Source organism: Ramlibacter alkalitolerans (assembly GCF_016722765.1).
Lineage (GTDB): Bacteria > Pseudomonadota > Gammaproteobacteria > Burkholderiales > Burkholderiaceae_C > Ramlibacter > Ramlibacter alkalitolerans.
The window spans coordinates 252,326-270,132 of the sequence record NZ_JAEQND010000002.1 but is presented as its reverse complement, the minus strand read 5'-3'; the positions used below and the strand labels follow the sequence as shown (position 1 = coordinate 270,132).

Annotated in this window: 17 protein-coding genes; 15 read left to right on the top strand and 2 right to left on the bottom strand. The window is 69.4% G+C overall.

The window, feature by feature from the left end; translation table 11 throughout:
* From JI746_RS04315 to JI746_RS04280, 8 genes are all read left to right on the top strand, one after another.
* Positions 1-1,068, top strand: coding sequence for a mechanosensitive ion channel family protein (locus JI746_RS04315; RefSeq protein WP_330892938.1), 1,068 nt, complete (start codon positions 1-3; stop codon positions 1,066-1,068).
* A gap of 57 nt (positions 1,069-1,125) precedes the next feature.
* Complete coding sequence (gene mutS, locus JI746_RS04310) at positions 1,126-3,717, top strand: DNA mismatch repair protein MutS (RefSeq protein WP_201687561.1); 2,592 nt, start codon at positions 1,126-1,128, stop codon at positions 3,715-3,717.
* Positions 3,714-4,544, top strand: a complete 831-nt coding sequence (locus tag JI746_RS04305; RefSeq protein WP_201687560.1) for a proteasome-type protease — start codon at positions 3,714-3,716, stop codon at positions 4,542-4,544. The genes mutS and JI746_RS04305 overlap by 4 nt, the downstream gene beginning before the upstream one ends.
* 109 nt (positions 4,545-4,653) lie before the next feature.
* A complete protein-coding gene (dctP, locus tag JI746_RS04300) occupies positions 4,654-5,658 on the top strand; it encodes a TRAP transporter substrate-binding protein DctP (protein ID WP_201687559.1) in 1,005 nt (334 codons plus the stop codon).
* Position 5,659: 1 nt separating this feature from the next.
* Positions 5,660-6,187 carry a TRAP transporter small permease subunit gene (locus JI746_RS04295; protein WP_201687558.1) on the top strand — a complete coding sequence of 176 codons (528 nt, stop codon included), beginning with the start codon at positions 5,660-5,662 and terminating at the stop codon, positions 6,185-6,187.
* Between the two features lie 2 nt (positions 6,188-6,189).
* Complete coding sequence (locus JI746_RS04290; protein ID WP_201687557.1) at positions 6,190-7,500, top strand: TRAP transporter large permease; 1,311 nt, start codon at positions 6,190-6,192, stop codon at positions 7,498-7,500.
* Positions 7,501-7,518: 18 nt separating this feature from the next.
* Positions 7,519-8,325 carry an alpha/beta fold hydrolase gene (locus JI746_RS04285; RefSeq protein WP_201687556.1) on the top strand — a complete coding sequence of 269 codons (807 nt, stop codon included), beginning with the start codon at positions 7,519-7,521 and terminating at the stop codon, positions 8,323-8,325.
* A gap of 102 nt (positions 8,326-8,427) precedes the next feature.
* Positions 8,428-9,207 carry an esterase/lipase family protein gene (locus JI746_RS04280; protein WP_201687555.1) on the top strand — a complete coding sequence of 260 codons (780 nt, stop codon included), beginning with the start codon at positions 8,428-8,430 and terminating at the stop codon, positions 9,205-9,207.
* Here JI746_RS04280 and JI746_RS04275 read toward each other — a convergent pair.
* Positions 9,167-9,994, bottom strand: a complete 828-nt coding sequence (locus JI746_RS04275) for an undecaprenyl-diphosphate phosphatase (protein ID WP_201687554.1) — start codon at positions 9,992-9,994, stop codon at positions 9,167-9,169. The two genes, JI746_RS04280 and JI746_RS04275, sit on opposite strands and share 41 nt — an antisense overlap.
* A 138-nt stretch (positions 9,995-10,132) precedes the next feature.
* Between JI746_RS04275 and JI746_RS04270 the strand changes: the two genes are divergently transcribed.
* From JI746_RS04270 to JI746_RS04245, 6 genes are all read left to right on the top strand, one after another.
* A complete protein-coding gene (locus JI746_RS04270; RefSeq protein ID WP_201687553.1) occupies positions 10,133-10,282 on the top strand; it encodes a hypothetical protein in 150 nt (49 codons plus the stop codon).
* A gap of 217 nt (positions 10,283-10,499) precedes the next feature.
* Positions 10,500-11,414 carry a DUF6622 family protein gene (locus JI746_RS28150; protein WP_201687552.1) on the top strand — a complete coding sequence of 305 codons (915 nt, stop codon included), beginning with the start codon at positions 10,500-10,502 and terminating at the stop codon, positions 11,412-11,414.
* 16 nt (positions 11,415-11,430) lie between these two features.
* Positions 11,431-12,468, top strand: a complete 1,038-nt coding sequence (locus JI746_RS04260) for an alpha/beta hydrolase family protein (protein WP_201687551.1) — start codon at positions 11,431-11,433, stop codon at positions 12,466-12,468.
* 13 nt (positions 12,469-12,481) lie between these two features.
* Entirely contained in the window at positions 12,482-12,784 is a 303-nt protein-coding gene (locus tag JI746_RS04255; protein ID WP_201687550.1) for a 2TM domain-containing protein, read from the top strand.
* A complete protein-coding gene (locus tag JI746_RS04250) occupies positions 12,781-13,821 on the top strand; it encodes a sensor histidine kinase (RefSeq protein WP_201687549.1) in 1,041 nt (346 codons plus the stop codon). Before JI746_RS04255 ends, JI746_RS04250 begins: the two co-directional genes overlap by 4 nt.
* Complete coding sequence (locus JI746_RS04245; RefSeq protein ID WP_201687548.1) at positions 13,818-14,618, top strand: LytR/AlgR family response regulator transcription factor; 801 nt, start codon at positions 13,818-13,820, stop codon at positions 14,616-14,618. The genes JI746_RS04250 and JI746_RS04245 overlap by 4 nt, the downstream gene beginning before the upstream one ends.
* A gap of 781 nt (positions 14,619-15,399) precedes the next feature.
* On the opposite strand, the gene JI746_RS04240 is transcribed toward JI746_RS04245, so the two are convergent.
* Positions 15,400-15,756: a hypothetical protein gene (locus JI746_RS04240; RefSeq protein ID WP_201687547.1), complete on the bottom strand. Its 357-nt coding sequence runs from the start codon at positions 15,754-15,756 to the stop codon at positions 15,400-15,402.
* 261 nt (positions 15,757-16,017) lie between these two features.
* Between JI746_RS04240 and JI746_RS04235 the strand changes: the two genes are divergently transcribed.
* On the top strand, positions 16,018-17,805 hold the full coding sequence (locus JI746_RS04235) for a glutamine--tRNA ligase/YqeY domain fusion protein (protein WP_201687546.1): 1,788 nt from the start codon (positions 16,018-16,020) through the stop codon (positions 17,803-17,805).
* The last annotated feature ends 2 nt before the right edge of the window (positions 17,806-17,807 follow it).

Genomic DNA, 17,807 nt, shown 5'->3' with positions numbered 1-17,807 from the left:
GTGCGGACCTGGCTGCAGACCATCGGGGACGACCCCACCTGGCTGTTCACGCTGATCGTCGCGCTGGTCGCGGCGCTGGCGGCGACGGTGGTGCACGTGTCGCTGCGTGCGCTCCTCAAGCGCATGACGCGGCAGTCGCTGATCATGCGTTCCACGCTGGACCGCACCGAGCGGGCGGCCGCGGTCACCCTGCCGCTGCTCGCCATGCAGGTGGTCTTCGGCTCCGCGCCGGACACCCTGCCTTCCATCGGCTTCGTGCGCCACAGCGCCGGCCTGCTGCTGATCGCGGCGGTCACCTGGCTGCTGCTGGGCGCGATCCGCGGCCTGGCCGACGGCGTGATCGAGAGCAATCCGAGGAGCGTGGAGCAGAACCTGCAGGCGCGCCGCATCGAGACCCAGACGCGGGTGCTCTCGCGCAGTGCGATGGTGGTGGTGCTGATCGCCGGCATCTCGATCGGCCTCATGACCTTCCCGGGCGCGCGCCAGCTCGGTGCCAGCCTGCTCGCCTCGGCCGGCGTGCTGGGCCTGGTCGCCGGCCTGGCGGCGCGGCCGATCTTCAGCAACCTGATCGCCGGCGTGCAGCTCGCGCTGGCGCAGCCGATCCGCATCGACGACGTCCTGATCGTCAAGGGCGAGTGGGGGCGGGTGGAGGAGATCACCGGCAGCTACGTGGTGCTCAGGATCTGGGACGAGCGCCGGCTGATCGTGCCGCTGCAGTGGTTCATCGAGAACCCGTTCGAGAACTGGACGCGCACCGGCTCGGAGATCCTGGGCACGGTGTTCCTGTACCTGGACTACAGCGCGCCGGTGGAGGCGATCCGGGCCGAGGCGAAGCGGGTGGTCGAAGCGGCGCCGGAATGGGACCGGCGGGTGTTCGCGGTGCAGGTGACCGACACCACCGAACGCACGATGCAGGTCCGCATCCTGGTGTCCGCCGGCAACTCCGGCAAGGCCTTCGACCTGCGCTGCCGCATCCGCGAGCACATGGTGGGCTTCCTGTCACGCGAGTATCCGCAGGCGCTGCCGACGCTGCGCTTCGAGGAAGCGCGCGAGTTGCAGGCGGCCTGACGTCTCTCCGCCCCCTCCCCGAGGGGAGAGGGAGAAATACCCGAAAATCGCGGGTCCATGTCCGCAGTCCCCGATCTCAGCGCCCACACGCCCATGATGCAGCAGTACCTGGCCCTGAAGGCCGGGTACCCCGAGACGCTCGTCTTCTACCGCATGGGCGACTTCTACGAGCTGTTCTACGACGACGCCGAGAAGGCCGCGCGGCTGCTCGATATCACGCTCACGCGGCGCGGCATGTCCGCCGGCGAGCCGGTGGTGATGGCGGGCGTGCCCTTCCACTCCGTCGAGGGCTACCTCGCGCGCCTGATCCGCTGCGGCGAATCGGTGGCCATCTGCGAACAGGTCGGCGAGGTCGGCGCCACCAAGGGCCCGGTGGAACGCAAGGTGATCCGGGTCGTCACGCCCGGCACCCTGACCGACAGCGAACTCCTCCACGAAAAATCCGAGGCCGTGCTGCTGGCCGTCCACCAGGGCCCGCGCCACAGGCTCGGGCTCGCATGGCTCAGTGTCACGCAGGGCGCGCTGCACCTCGCCGAATGCGACGGCGACGAACTGGCCGACTGGATCGTGCGCGTGGCCCCCAGCGAGCTGCTGCACAGCGCCGACGTCACGCCGGCGTTCCGCGACCGGCTGCAGCTCCTGCGCGGCTCGACCCCTCTGGCCCAGCGCCCCGGATTCCAGTTCGACACCGGCCTGGGCCAGCGCAAGCTGCTGGAGCAGATGCGCTCCGCCAGCCTGGCGGCCTGGGGCGCCGACGAACTGCCCTGCGCGCACGCGGCCGCCGGCGCCCTGCTCGCCTACGCCGAACACACGCAGGGCCGCGCGCTGTCGCACGTGCAGCAGTTGCAGGTGGTGCGCGACGGCGAACGCATCGAGCTGCCGCCCGCCACGCGCCGCAACCTGGAGCTGGTGCAGACGCTGCGCGGCGAGGACAGCCCCACGCTGTTTTCGCTGCTGGACACCTGCATGACCGGCATGGGCAGCCGCATGCTCAAGTCCTGGCTGCTCGAGCCGCTGCGCGATCGCAGCGTGCCGACGCAGCGGCTCGAGGCGATCGGCGGCCTGCGCGAAGGCCTGTTCCAGAAGCTGCGCAACGAGCTCAAGGGCGTGAGCGACGTCGAGCGCATCACCGCGCGCATCGCCCTGCGCCAGGTGCGCCCGCGCGAGCTGGTAGGCCTGCGCTGGGCGCTCGCGAAGGCGCAACAGCTGTCCATGCTGGTCGAAGGCCTGCCCGGCCTGCTGGCCACCACCGCGCGCGACCTGCAGCCGCCGCCCGGCTGCGCCGAGCGCCTGATCCACACCCTGCGCGAAGACCCGTCCGCCCTGGTGCGCGACGGCGGCGTGATCGCCACGGGCCATGACGCCGAACTCGACGAACTGCGCGCCATCCAGGACAACTGCGACGGCTTCCTGCTGGAGCTGGAGGCGCGCGAGCGCGCGCGCAGCGGCATCGGCAACCTGCGCGTGCAGTACAACAAGGTGCACGGCTTCTACATCGAGGTCTCGCAGGGGCAGCTCGAGAAGGTGCCGGACGACTACAAGCGCCGCCAGACCCTGAAGAACGCCGAGCGCTTCATCACGCCGGAGCTCAAGGCCTTCGAGGACAAGGCGCTGTCGGCGCAGGAGCGGGCGCTGGCGCGCGAGAAGTGGCTCTACGAGCAGCTGCTCGACGCGCTGCAGGAGCATGTGCCCGCCCTCGCGCGGCTGGCGCGCGCGCTGGCCGGCACCGACGCGCTGTGCGCCCTGGCGGAACGCTCGCTCACCCTGGACTGGTGCCGCCCGCAGTTCATGAAGGAGCCGGGCATCGAGATCACGCAGGGCCGCCACCCGGTGGTGGAGGCGCGCCTGGCCGAAACGAGTGCCGGCGCCTTCATCCCGAACGACACCCGCCTGGGCCCGAAGCAGCGCATGCAGGTCATCACCGGCCCCAACATGGGCGGCAAGTCCACCTACATGCGGCAGGTGGCGCTGATCTGCCTGCTGGCCGCCATGGGCTCCTATGTGCCGGCACAGGCCTGCCGCCTCGGCCCGCTGGACGCGATCCACACCCGCATCGGCGCCGCCGACGACCTGGCCAACGCGCAATCCACCTTCATGCTGGAGATGACGGAAGCCGCGCAGATCCTGCACAGCGCCACGGCGCAGTCGCTGGTGCTGATGGACGAGATCGGCCGCGGCACCTCCACCTTCGACGGGCTGGCGCTCGCCTCCGGCATCGCCGCCCACCTGCACGACCGCACCCAGGCCTTCACGCTGTTCGCCACGCACTATTTCGAGCTGACCGAATTCCCCGCCAAGCACCATTGCGCCGTCAACGTGCACGTGGGCGCCACCGAGTCCGGCGCGGACATCGTGTTCCTGCACGAGATCCAGCCCGGGCCGGCCAGCCGCAGCTACGGCATCCAGGTCGCACGGCTGGCCGGAATGCCCACCGGCGTCGTGAATCACGCGCGGCATGCGCTGGCGGCGCTGGAGAAGCACCAGGAGCAAAGCCGCGAACAGGTAGACTTGTTCGCGCCGCCTCCCGCCGCGGACGTGCCGGCACCCAGCAAGGCCGAAGCCGCGCTGGCCGCGCTGGACCCGGACGCGCTCAGCCCGCGGGATGCGCTCGACGCGCTGTACCAACTGAAAAAACTAGTCCAACCATGACCTATTGCGTCGGCATCAAGCTCAATGCGGGCCTGGTGTTCCTGTCCGACTCGCGCACCAACGCGGGCGTCGACAACATCAGCGTCTACCGCAAGATGATCGTGTACGAGAAGGCCGGCGACCGCTTCATGGTGCTGCTGTCCGCGGGCAACCTGAGCATCTCGCAATCCGTGCGCGAGATCCTGCAGGTCGAGCAGCTCAAGGAGCCCAACCACCCCGAGCCGATCACCATCTGGAACGCCACCAGCATGTTCGACGCCTGCCGGGTGCTCGGCCAGGCGGTGCGGCACGTCTACGACCGCGATGCCGAGTCGCTGAAGAACGCCGGCGTGGAATTCAACGTCAACCTGATCTTCGGCGGCCAGATCGCCGGCGAAGGCATGCGCCTGTTCCAGGTGTATTCGGCCGGCAACTTCATCGAGGCGACGGCCGAGACGCCCTACTTCCAGATCGGCGAATACAAGTACGGCAAGCCGGTGCTCGATCGCGTGATCACGCCCGACACCGACCTGGACGAGGCCGCCAAGTGCGCGCTGGTCTCGATGGACTCCACCATGAAGTCCAACCTGTCGGTCGGCCCGCCGTTCGACCTGGTGGTGTACGAGGCCAACCGCTTCCAGACCGACAAGGTGGTGTGCATCGACATGCAGAACCCCTACTTCCGCATGCTGCACCAGGGCTGGGGACAGAAGCTGCGCGAGGTGTTCGACAGCCTCGAGGACCCGGTCTGGGACGAGAGCCACACCGAGACGCCGCTGCGCACCCAGGCGGGCGGCCGCGCCAAGCCGCTCAAGAAGATCTCGCGCGCCGAGGAAAAACTGATCTGAACCGGCCCGCGGCGGCGCCGCGGTCGAGTTCTTCATGGTATTCACGGGGGCTACGGCGGCGCGCACTCCGGCAACATTCGGGCAAATGTTTGCTACCGGAGACAAGACCATGCGCGCCCTTCCCCTGCTGCGGACCCTGGCCGGATTGCTGACTGCCGCCTTCGCGGCGGGGCCGGCGCTGGCCGAGAACCTCACCCTCAAGGCCTCGCACCAGTTCCCCGGCGGCAAGGGCGACGTGCGCGACGAGATGGTCCAGATGATCGCGCGCGACGTCGCCAAGGCGAACGTCGGCCTCGACATCAAGGTCTTCCCCGGCTCCAGCCTGGTCAAGGCCACCGAGCAGTGGAAGGCGATGCTGAGCGGCCAGATCGACATGACGTCCTTCCCGCTCGACTACGCGTCCGGCTTCCATCCGCAGTTCGGCGCCACGCTGATGCCGGGCCTGGTGAAGAACCACGCCCACGCCGAGCGCATCAACAACTCGCCCTTCATGAAGGACATCAAGGATGTCATCGAGAAGGGCGGCGTCCACGTGCTGGCCGATGCCTGGCTGGCCGGCGCCTTCGGGGCCAAGGACAAGTGCATCCGCCAGCCGACGGATGCCTCCGGCCTGAAGGTCCGCTCCGCCGGCGCCACCTTCGCGCAGATGTGGGCGGGCGCCGGCGCCTCCATCGTCTCGGTGCCCTCCAACGAGGTCTACAACGCGCTGCAGCAGGGCGTGGCGCAGGCGACCGACACGTCCACCAGCAGCTTCGTCTCGTTCCGCCTGTACGAACAGCTCAAATGCGTCACGGCGCCCGGCGACAACGCGCTGTGGTTCATGTACGAGCCGGTGCTGATCTCCAAGCGCACCTGGGACAAGCTCAACGACGCGCAGAAGAAGGCCCTGACCACCGCCTCGAAGAAGGCCGAGGACTACTTCAAGAGCGAGTCCAAGAAGATGGACGACGAGATGGTCAACGTGTTCCGCAAGAACAAGGCCGAAGTGATCACCCTCACCCCGGCCGAAGCGGACGCCTGGCGCTCCGTGGCGCAGAAGACCTCGTACAAGGAGTTCGCGGACAAGGTGCCCGGCGGCAAGGACCTGATCGAGAAGGCCCTGAGCGTCAAGTAAGGTGCGGCGCCCTCCTGCCTGGGTCCGTGGCGTCCACGCGGTTTCGCGCGCCTTCGGGGTCTTCTCCGCCGGCCTGATCCTGCTGTCGGTCGGCGTGATCTGCCAGATGGTGTTCGTCCGGGCGGTGCTCGGGCAGTCCTCCATCTGGCAGACGGAATTCGTCACCTTCGCGTTGATCGCCGCGACCTTCCTAGGCGCGCCCTACATCCTGCTCACCGGGGGCCACGTCAACGTCGACGTGGTGCCGCTGATGGCGGGGCACGAGACGCGCCGGCGCATGCACTTCGTCGGCAGCATCGTGGCGCTGGCCTTCTGCCTGCTGTTCCTCTGGGGCTCGCTGCCGTGGTGGTACGAGACCTGGGCCAGCAACCAGACCACCTCCAGCATCTGGCGCGCCCGGCTGTGGATCGCCTACCTGTGCGTGCCGGTGGGGCTCGCGCTGCTGTCCCTGCAGTACGTGGCCGACATCTATTGCGTGCTGACCGGCAGCGCGCTGCCCTTCGGCCTGGCCCCCGAGGACACCCTGTAGCCATGAGCCCGCTCACCACCGGCCTGCTGATCTTCGTCGTGACCACCGCGGTCCTCGCCACCGGCATGCCGATCGCCTTCGCGCTGGGCAGCGTGGCGCTGGGCTTCATGATCGCCGTCGACGGCTGGAACAGCGTCCACTTCGTCGCCGAGACCTTCTTCTCCGGCCTGAACGACTTCACCCTCGTGTCGCTGCCCATGTTCATCATCATGGGCGCGGCCGTGGCGTCCTCGCGCGCCGGCAGCGACCTGTACGAGGCGCTGGCGCGCTGGCTGCACCGCGTGCCGGGTTCGCTGGTGATCTCCAACATCGGCGCCTGCGCCCTGTTCGCGGCGCTCACCGGCTCCTCGCCTGCCACCTGCGCCGCCATCGGCAAGATGGGCATTCCCGAGATGCGCCGCCGCGGCTACGACGCGGACCTCGCCACGGGGGCCATCGCCGCCGGCGGCACGCTGGGCATCCTGATCCCGCCCAGCATCACCATGATCCTGTACGGGATCGCCTCGGAAACGTCGATCGGCCGCCTGTTCATCGCCGGCATCATCCCCGGCCTGCTGCTCACGGCGCTCTTCATGGCCTGGGCCCTGTTCCTGAGCTGGAAGCGCGGCAACAAGCTGATCGACAAGGACCGCGTGTATTCGATGAAGGAGAAGCTGGAGCTGCTGCCGAAGCTGCTGCCCTTTTTGGCCGTGATCGTCGGCGTGATCTACGCGCTGTACGGCGGCATCGCCACGCCGTCGGAGGCCGCGGGCGTCGGCGCGATGCTGTGCCTGGTGATGGTGGTCCTGATCTACCGCCTGTGGAAGGTGGCGGACCTGTGGCGCATCCTGCGCGACGGCCTGCGCGAGTCCGGCATGCTGATGCTGATCATCGGCGCCTCCATCCTGTTCGGGTACATGATGTCCTCGCTGCAGGTCACGCAGGCCGTGGCCAGCAGCATCGGCGACCTGCAGGTGAACCGCTGGTGGATCATGCTGGCGATCAACGTGCTGCTGCTGGTGGCCGGCTGCTTCCTGCCGCCGGCGGCGATCATCCTGATGACCACGCCGATCCTGATGCCGATCCTGAACGCGGCGCACTTCGACCCGATCTGGTTCGGCGTGATCCTCACGATCAACATGGAACTGGGGCTGATCACGCCGCCGGTGGGGCTGAACCTGTTCGTGATCAACGGCATCACGCCGGATGTGCGCCTGGGCACCATCCTGAAGGGCTCGTTCCCGTTCATGATGTGCATGGTGCTGGCGATCCTGATCCTGTGCGTGTTCCCCGAGCTCGCCACCTGGCTGCCGTCCAAGGTCATGGGGAAGTAGGGGCAGAATCGGCCCCCGATGTCCCTGATCGTCTTCTCCCACGCCAACAGCTTCCCCGCCAGCACCTACAGAGTCCTGTTCCGCGAACTGCGCTCGCGCGGCTTCGCCGTCAAGGCGATTGAGAAGTTCGGGCACGAGGCCGCCTACCCCGTCACCAACAACTGGCCCCACCTGGTGCAGCAGCTGCACGACTTCGCGGCGCGCGAGGTGGAACAGGCCGGCGAGCCCGCTTTCCTGGTCGGCCACTCGCTCGGCGGCTTCCTCAGCATCCTGTGCGCGGCACGCCATCCGCGCTTGGCGGCCGGCGTGCTGCTGCTCGATTCGCCGCTGGTGGGCGGCTGGAAGTCGCATGCCCTGCGCGCCGTCAAGAGCACGCCCCTGGTGGGCGCGCTCACGCCCGGCGCGGTGAGCCGCAAGCGGCGCCACCGCTGGCCCTCGCAGGCCGATGCACTGGAGCACTTCCGGCGCAAGAAGGCCTTCGCGCGCTGGGACGCGCAGGTGCTGGCCGACTACATCGCGCACGGCACGCAGGACGAGGCCGGCGAACGCGTCCTGGGCTTCGACCGCGACATCGAGACCGCGATCTACAACACGCTGCCGGACGACCTCGAACGCGTGCTGCGCCGGCATCCGCTGCGCTGCCCCGTGGCCTTCATCGGCGGCCTGCAGTCCGAGGAGATCCGGCAGGTGGGCCTGGCCATGACACGGCGCATCAGCGCCGGCCGCATGACGATGATCGACGGCAGCCACCTGTTCCCGATGGAAAAGCCGCTGGCTACGGCGGCGGCCATCGAGGCGGCCTTGCGCGCGCTGCCCGGCCCCTGACGAAAGTTCTCCATCGGCGACGGCACGGTCGTGCCTGCGTCCTACACGGCTGTCGCTTGCGCTCCCACGGGGCCGTTCGTCCGCAACCCCAACACTGGGCCCATGCCCTCCTCCCTGAGCTTCCGCGCGCCGTCGCTGGCCCTCCTCGTCACTGAACCCCTGCGGGCCCTGCTCGAGACGTGTGCGGCGGGCCTGGGGCAGCCCGATGCGGTGCAGGGTGATGGCCATCCGGTGATCGTCTATCCCGGCCTGGGCGCCGGTTCCATGACCACGGCGCAGCTGCGCGGGCACCTGAAGGCCTGCGGTTTCGCGGTCTACGACTGGGAGCTGGGCGTCAACAGGGGCCCCGAGGGCCACTTCGACGACTGGCTCGGCGTGCTGGTCGAGCGCGTACGCGCGGTGCACGCGCGGCACGGGCGCAAGGTGAGCCTCGTCGGCTGGAGCCTGGGCGGCGTGTACGCCCGCGAGCTCGCCAAGCTCTGTCCTGAATGCGTGCGGCAGGTGGTGACGCTCGCGACGCCGCACAAGGCCATCCACGACGCCAACCACGCCGGCACCCTCTACCGCATGCTGGGCGGCGACACCTCGCAGCTCACTCCCGAACTGCTGGATCGCCTGGGCCGGCGCCCGCCGGTGCCGGTGACCTCGATCTACAGCGAGAGCGACGGCCTGGTCTGCTGGCAGGGCTGCCTGGAGGAACCGGCGCCCGACGCCGAGAACGTGGCCGTCGACGCCAGCCATCTCGGGATGCCGTCGCACCCGCAGGTGCTGCGCATCGTCGCCGACCGGCTGGCGCAGCGCGAAGGCCGCTGGCGCCCCTATGCGCGCCAGCGCCGCACGCTCAGGCCTCGGTCCACTGCACCCAGCCGGTCCAGGAAGTGACCAGCACCAGGATGCCGAACGCGATGCGGTACCAGGCGAAGGGCGTGAAGCGGTGGCTGGAGATGTAGCGCAGCAGCCAGCGCACGCACAGCCACGCGCTCACGAAGGAAAAGAGCAGGCCGACCAGGAACATCGGCACGTCATCGGCGCTCAGCGCGCCGCGCTCCTTGTACAGGCTGTAGACGCCGGCGCCGATCAGCGTCGGGATCGCGAGATAGAAGGAGAAGTCGGTGGCGGCCTTGCGCGACAGGCCCAGCAGCATGCCGCCGATGATGGTCGCGCCGCTGCGGCTGGTGCCGGGGATCAGGGCCAGGCACTGCACCAGGCCCACCTTCAGCGCATCGGTCCAACGCATGTCCTCCACGGTCTCCACGCGCACCGGCGGATGGCGCCGCCCTTCCGCCCACAGGATCACGAAGCCGCCGAGGATGAAGGTCGTGGCCACCACGCCCGGGGTGAACAGATGGGTGCGGATCGCCTTTCCCAGGGCCAGGCCCAGCACCACGGCCGGCACGAAGGCGATCAGCACGTTGAGGGCGAAGCGCTGCGCCTCGCGCTCGCTCGGCAGCCGGACGATGGTGTCGCGGATCTTCTGCCAGTACACCAGGATCACGGCCAGGATGGCGCCGGTCTGGATCGCGATCTCGAACACCTTGTCGCGCTCGCCGCTCAGCCCGAGCAGGTGCCCGGCGAGGATCAGGTGGCCGGTGCTGGAGATCGGCAGGAACTCCGTCAGCCCTTCCACGATGCCCATGATCGCGGCCTTCACCAGCAACACAGCGTCCACGCAACTCTCCGCAAAAGGCGCGATTATGCGGCTCGGGCCGCACCTTCCTCCGTCCGACACGCGATGTCGAAAACCGCCGGAGCGCCCTGCGCAGCGAACCTACAGGGGACCCGCGGGACAGATGCCACATTGGCGTCTATGAAAATCCTGCAACTGCTCCATGTCGTGGTCGCCCAGGCCTTCTACCGCTGGGCCATGAACGAGATCAGCCCCATGCATCCGGACGTGCCCAAGATCATGCTCCGGCAGCAGCAGCTGGCGGAGAAGTACCGCCGCATCTGGGCCTGAGGCCCGGCAAGCATTGAAGGCAGGGCGCTGCCCGTAGCGCAGCGCCTGCCCGACCGCCGCCGCCTCCGCGCGGCAGAACGCCCGGCCCCCCGCCGGGCGTCGCCATTCGCTCCCTGCCGGCCGCATTTCGCGCCGCGCCCGCGGCGCTTCGTCGCAGCCCCCTCGCGACGGCCGGCGCGCCCCGGCACAGTGCCTCCTCGTACCAAGAGGAGCACCCATGGAACTGAACCCCGTCATCGCCCTGCACCTGGGCGCCGCCCTGGCGGCCGTCGCCATCGGCCCGGTGGCGCTCTGGGCCCGGCTGGGCGCCCGCCAGCGTCCGCGCCTGCACCGTGCCTTCGGCATGACCTGGGTCGTGCTGATGGTGCTGACCGCCGTCTCGGCGCTGTTCATCCGCGACCGCCACCTGCCCAACATCGCCGGCTTCACGCCCATCCACCTGCTGGTTCCCTTCACGCTCGGCTCGCTCGTTCTGGCCTTCCGCCACCTGGCGCGGCGCGACTTCGCGGCCCATGCGAAGACCATGCAGCGCCTCTACCTCGGCGCCTGTGTGGTGGCCGGGGCCTTCACCCTGCTGCCGCAGCGGCTGCTGGGCAACGCGCTGTGGGGCAAGCTCGCGCCGTTGGCCCCCATCTTCCAGCACACGCCGGCGTGGGTCTGGGCGCTGCTGGCGGCGCTGGTGTTCCTGGGCTGGATGCAGTCGCGTGACCGCACCGCCGGCCTGGCCGCGGTGTCCGCCCTGCCGGTGGGCATGCTGGTCTACGGCCTGTGGGGGGCCGTGGGCGCCTTCGGCCGCTCGCCGCTCCTGCCGCAAGCACTTGTCCTGTGGCTGCTGGCGGCCGGCAGCGTGGCCGCCCTGCTGGCCCGGCGCCCCGCCGCCGCCTGGTATGACCGCGCCACGCGGACCTACGACCTCGCCGGCAGCTGGCTGCCGCTCGCGCTGTTCCTGGCCATCTTCGCCGTGCGCTACGCCGTGGCGGTGCAGCTGGCGCTGCAGCCGGCGCTGGCCGCGCAGGGCGCCTTCGCCCTGCCCGTCGCCGCGCTCTACGGCGCGTTCAGCGGCATCTTCCTGGGGCGGGCGATGCAACTCTGGCGCCTGGCCCTGCGCCCGCAACTCGCCATCGCCGGCTGAACCGGGAGCACCCACCATGACGATCTTCCCCCGGCTCTTCCTCGGCGCGGCGCTCGCCGCCTGCGCCCTCGCCGCCCAGGCCGGCCTCGGCCTGGCGACCGTCCCTGGCGTGCAGGGCGACAACCCAGTCACCGTCTTCTACCCCACCGCGCAGGCCGACGCCGTCGTGCAACGCGGCCCGTTCACCCTGGCGGCCGCCGAGGATGCGCCCGCGGCCCGCGGCAACGGGCGGCTGGTCGTGTTCTCGCACGGCACCGGCGGCAACGCCTGGGTCCACACCGACCTGGCGCGCACGCTGGTGGCGGCCGGCTTCGTCGTCGCCGTGCCGCTGCACCGGGGCGACAACGCCTTCGACCACGCCAACCCCGGCCCGGACAGCTGGAAGATGCGGCCGGCCGAAGTGTCTCGCGCCATCGACGCCGTGGCGGCGTCGCCGCGCTTCACCGGCCTGCTGGAGGTGCAGCGCGTCGGCGTGTACGGCCTCTCGGCCGGCGGCCACACCGCGCTCACCCTGGCGGGCGGGCGCTGGTCGCCGTCGCGGTTCGTGCGCCACTGCGAAGCCCACATCGCCGACGACTTCCCGTTCTGCGTCGGCCTGATCACCGCGCTGAAGGGCGATGCGTTCGACGCCGTGAAGAAGAAGCTCGCGCTGATGGTGATCCGCCAGCGCTTCGACGACTCCGCCTGGTACACGCACCAAGACGTGCGGGTGCAGGCGGTGGTGGCCACCGTGCCCGCCGCGGCCGTGTTCGACCCGGCTTCCCTGGCAACGCCGCGCGTCCCGCTGGCGCTGGTGACCGCAGGTCGCGACAAGTGGCTGGCCCCTTCGCTGCATTCCGGGACCATCCTCGCCGCCTGCATGCCGCGCTGCACCTTGCTGGCCGACCTGCCCAGCGCCGGCCATGGCAGCCTGCTCTCGCCCCCGCCGCCGCTGGACCGCCTCGGCGAGATCGCGGCCGACCTGCTGGGCGATCCGCCCGGCTTCGACCGCGCGCAAGTGGCCGCGGCGAACCGCTCGGTTGCCTCCTTCTTCACCCGCCACCTGGTCCCCTAAAATGAACCCAGTCATGGCCTACCTCACCCCCGACGACCTCGAGCGGCTCGCGCACAAGCGCGCGGGCGCCAAGCTGGGGTGGTACATCCACGCGACGGTGTACGTGGCGGTGAACCTGCTGATCTTCGCGTTGTCCAGCTATGCGTTCGGGCACCGGCCCTGGTCCGTGTTCCCGCTGCTCGGCTGGGGGCTGGGCCTGGCGCTGCACGGCGTGGCGGTGTTCATGCTGGGCGACGGCAGCAGCCTGCGCCGCCGCCTGCTGGAACGCGAGCGCGAGCGCCTGCGCCGCGAGCAGGACCACGTGCCGCGCTCATGACCATCGACTGGGTGGTCAAGCTGCGGCACCTGCTGCAGACGCTGGCCTTCTGCCTCACGGTGGCGACCCTCCAGTACGCGTTCGCCCCCGATCATCCCTACGCGCCGCCGGTGGTGTACTCACTGCTGATCGGCGTGATCACCTGGGCGGTGATCGACCTGGGCCGCGAATTCATGCCCTCGGCCCGCGAAACCGGCTGGCCCCTGGGCTGGCAGGGCTTCGCGCTGGTGGCTTGCGGCATCCTCGCCGGCTGGTTCGTCGGCACCCATACCGCGGACCTGATCTGCCGCACCTTCCGGCTCTACGGCCCGTGGGGGCGCATCCACAGTGCGTCGGACCTGCGCGCCGACATCCTGATCACGCTGATCGCCGGCACCATCGGCAGCTACTGGTTCTATGCGCGCAACAAGAGCGCCTACCTCCTGCGCCGCATGCGCGAAGCCGAGCGCCATGCCAACGACGCCCGGCTGAAGCTGCTGGAGACACAGCTCGAGCCGCACATGATGTTCAACACGCTGGCCAACCTGCGGGCGCTGATCGGTGTCGACCCGGTGCGGGCGCAGCAGATGCTGGACCACATGATCGCCTACCTGCGCGCCACCCTCGACGCTTCGCGCGCGACGACGCACTCGCTGCGCGCCGAGTTCGACCGCCTGCACGACTACCTGGAGCTGATGGCGATCCGCATGGGACCGCGCCTGAGCTACGTGCTGGAGCTGCCGCCGGAGCTGGCCGATGTGCCCGTGCCGGCGCTGCTGCTGCAGCCGCTGGTGGAAAACAGCATCAAGCACGGGCTGGAGCCCAAGGTGGAAGGCGGCCGCATCGAGGTGCGCGCCCGCCGCGACGGCAGGCACATCGTGATCGAAGTGTGCGACAGCGGCGTCGGCGCCAACGGGCACAAAGGCAGCGGCAAGGGCTTCGGACTGGTGCAGATCCGCGAGCGGCTGGCGGCGCTGCACGGGCCGCAGGCCTCGCTCGATTTCGCCACCGACCCGGGCGGCGCGCAGGCCCGCATCGCGCTGCCGCTGGCCGCATGAAGCCCAGCGCCGTCATCGCCGAAGACGAGCCGCTGCTGGCGCAGGCCTTGCGCGCCGAGCTGGCCGCCGCCTGGCCCGAACTGGCCGTGGTCGATACCGTGGGCGACGGTGCCGCCGCCGTGCGCAGCGCCCTCGCGCACCGGCCGGACGTGCTGTTCTTCGACATCCGCATGCCGGGCCTGGGCGGGCTCGACGCCGCCGCCGAACTGGCGGACGCCTGGCCGCAGGAGTCGCCCTTCCCCGCGCTGGTGTTCGTCACCGCGTACGACCAGTACGCGCTGCAGGCCTTCGAGGCGCAGGCGGTGGACTACGTGCTCAAGCCGGTGCAGCCGGTGCGGCTGCGCCGGACGGTCGACAAGCTGCGCCAGGTGCTGGCGCAGCGGCAGCCGCAGGCCGGTGGCCCGCTCGAGGCCACGCTGGGCCAGTTGCGCCAGCTGTTGCAGGCCAGTGGGCCCGCCGCCGTGCCCCAGCCGCAATTGAAGGTGATCCAGGCCGGTGTCGGCACGAGCATCCGGATGGTGCCGGTGAGCGAGGTGGTGTACTTCGAGGCCGCCGACAAGTACGTGCGGGTGCTCACCGGCGACAGCGAGTTCCTGGTGCGCACGCCGCTCAAGGAACTGCTGCCGCAGCTGGACGCGCAGCTGTTCTGGCAGGTGCACCGGGGCACCGTGGTGCGCTCCACCGCCATCCACAGCGTGCTGCGCGACGAGGCCGGCAAGCTGCACCTGGCACTGCGCGGCCGCCCCGAGCGGCTGCCCGTGAGCCGGCTCTACGCCCACCTGTTCAAGGCCATGTAGCCCGGCACGAAGGTGCCCAGCGCTCGCGCCATCGTCTGGCAGGCCCTGTGGGCGCCGTCCTACAGTGCATACCGCGTCCAGCGCTTCTACTACAAGCCATCGAATTGCACGGAAGACGCCTCAACACCCACAGATCCAAGCGACTTTCGTCCCGGTCACCCCGACTCCTCTGAGTCCCCTCCTCCTCCGGGGTGAGCTGGTCCGGCCCTCCGTCCCGCGACTGGCATTGTTACCCCCAGGCAAAAACCTGGGGGTTCTTTTTTTCCGGCCGTGATTTTCTTCCTTGCCTACGGTTAGGTCGCCGCAGTCCGACGCTTACCGCAGCGCACAACCGTCAAGTAAAGCTTCACACAGCGCTTACTCTGTAAAGGACTCAGAGGAAGAACGTGATGAAAGACGGAAAACCCATCAGCGGGAGCGAACCGGAAGGCCGGCGCTCCCAGGGTGCGCGACGAGGAGGCGGGCCGCCGAGGCAGCGCGGATTCGTGGAGCGGGCAACGGCGCGGGGGCACAGCGGGCATGGCGCGGAAAGCGTGCGGCCCCACCTGCGCGACCAGCTGCGCCTGAAGGCGCTGCTGCCGACGCCCTTCCCGACACCGGACGCCCAGCCTTCGAAGGACGAACACCACAGGTAGCAGCGGCAAAGAGTTTGTGACGCGGGACGGCGCGACCACCCGACGAGCCAAGGGGTCCTGAAAAAAGAAGGCCCCGGCTTGTGGGCCGGGGCCAAGTTCGCTTGGAGATCCTGGGTCGTGTTGGAGGCGACGACCCCGCGCCTTGATCAGTCGTGTCCGTGACCGTGGCCGTGCCCGCGGCCGTGGTCGTGGCGATCGTGGCGATCGTGGTGGTGCTTGTGCCCCCTGTGGCCCGGCACCACATAGACGGGCTCGGGCTGCACCACGACCACCGGGCGGCGTTCGACCACCACGGGGCGCGGTGCGACATACACCGGTTGCGGAGCGACCACCACGGGTGCCGGAGCGACCATCACGGGTCGCGCGTTGGTGGCGCCGATGGCGACGCCCGGGGCCGCATCGATCCCCACCGACCACGTCACGTTGTCGCGCGCTTGCGCCGCACCGGCGGCAAGGACTGCGAAGGCGACGGCGGCCAGGGGGCGGAGAAATTTCCTTTGCATAGGGTTCCTGCTTGGCGCGGGGAGGAAGCCCCCGCGTCCTGATTTAACTTCGGCTGCCCAGTGGCCCGCTATGACCCGGACATAAAAAGCGTTGCGGCCCGTAACGCGACGCCCGTTCATCCGCCCCAGCCGCCAGTTCGTCACCCGGCGTTGTTTATTCCCCGCGTTCCGCCTTCCTCCCTCCCCCTCCGGGCGAGGGCCGCGGTGGCAGCGGCCCTCCGCGCGAGGCCGCTTCGACCGCCATGACAAAATCCCTTCGATATGGCTTCCCCGACCGACAAAGAACCCGCCGCGCGCCCGAGCAATTTCCTGCGCCAGGTGATCGAACGCGACCTCGAACAAGGCACGTACGCGCGCCGCCAGTGGGGCGGCACGCCGGGCGATGCCGCGCACCACCACCACGGCGAGGCCGACCCCGCGAAGATCCGCACCCGCTTCCCGCCCGAGCCGAACGGCTACCTGCACGTGGGGCATGCCAAGAGCATCTGCCTGAACTTCGGCCTCGCGCTCGATTACGGCGGCATCTGCCACCTGCGCTTCGACGACACCAATCCCGAGAAGGAAGAGATCGAGTACGTCGAGAGCATCAAGGATGCGGTGCTCTGGCTCGGCTACACGTGGGACGCGAACCGCACGAGGCACCTGTACCAGGCCAGCGACTACTTCGACTTCATGTACCGCGCAGCCGAGTACCTGATCGAGGCGGGACACGCGTATGTCGACGAGCAGACGCCCGAGCAGATGCGCGCCAACCGCGGCGACTTCGGCAAGCCCGGCGTGGACAGCCCCTTCCGCAGCCGCTCCATCGAGGAGAACCTCACGCGCTTCCGCGCGATGCGGGACGGCGAGCTCGCCGATGGTTCCGCGGTGCTGCGCGCGAAGATCGACATGGCGAGCCCCAACATCAACATGCGGGACCCGACGATCTACCGCATCAAGCACGCGGAGCACCACAACACCGGCGACAAGTGGTGCATCTACCCGATGTACACCTTCGCGCACCCGATCGAGGATGCGCTGGAGAACATCACCCACAGCATCTGCACGCTGGAGTTCGAGGACCAGCGGCCCTTCTACGACTGGCTGCTGGAGCGCCTGGGCGAAGGCGGCCTGATCAACACGCCGCCGCCGCGCCAGTACGAGTTCGCGCGGCTGAACCTCACGTACGTCATCACCAGCAAGCGCAAGCTCAAGCAGCTGGTCGATGAAAAGCACGTGAGCGGCTGGGACGACCCGCGGATGCCGACCATCGTGGGCCTGCGCCGGCGCGGCTACACGCCGCAAGCGCTGCAGCTCTTTGCCGACCGCATCGGCGTGAGCAAGGCCGATTCCTGGATCGACTATTCGACGCTGGAGATCGCGCTGCGCGACGACCTCGACCCCAAGGCCGCACGCGCGATGGCGGTGCTGGACCCGGTGAAGCTGGTCATCACGAACTGGGACGAACTGATGGGCGCGGGCCACCTGGAGCCCTGCTCCGCCCCCGTGCATCCGCACGATGCAGCGCGCGGCCGGCGCGAGTTCATGTTCGGGCGCGAGCTGTGGATCGAACGCACCGACTACGAGGACACGCCGCCCAAGGGCTTCTTCCGCCTGTTCCCGGGCAACAAGGTGCGGATGAAGTATGGCTACGTGGTGGAGTGCGTCGGCGCCACGCGCGATGCCTCCGGCGCGCTCACCGAAGTGCAGGCGAAGCTGGTTCCGGACACCAGGAGCGGCACGCCGGGCGCCGACGCCGTGAAGGTGAAGGGCAACATCACGTGGGTCGGCGTGGCCGACGGGGTGAAGGCCGAAGTGCGCCTCTACGACCGGTTGTTCGCGGTGCCGCAGCCCGGCGCGGGCGCCAAGGATTTCCTGGAGGAGATCAATCCGGATTCGCTGAAGGTGGTGACGGCGTACGTGGAACCCTCACTTGGGCGCGCGCAGGCGGACGAGAAGTTCCAGTTCGAGCGGCACGGCTACTTCGTTGCGGACCGCAAGGATCACGTCGCCGGGGAGAAGCCGGTGTTCAACCGGGTGACGGGGTTGAAGGACTCGTTCGGGAAGTAGGC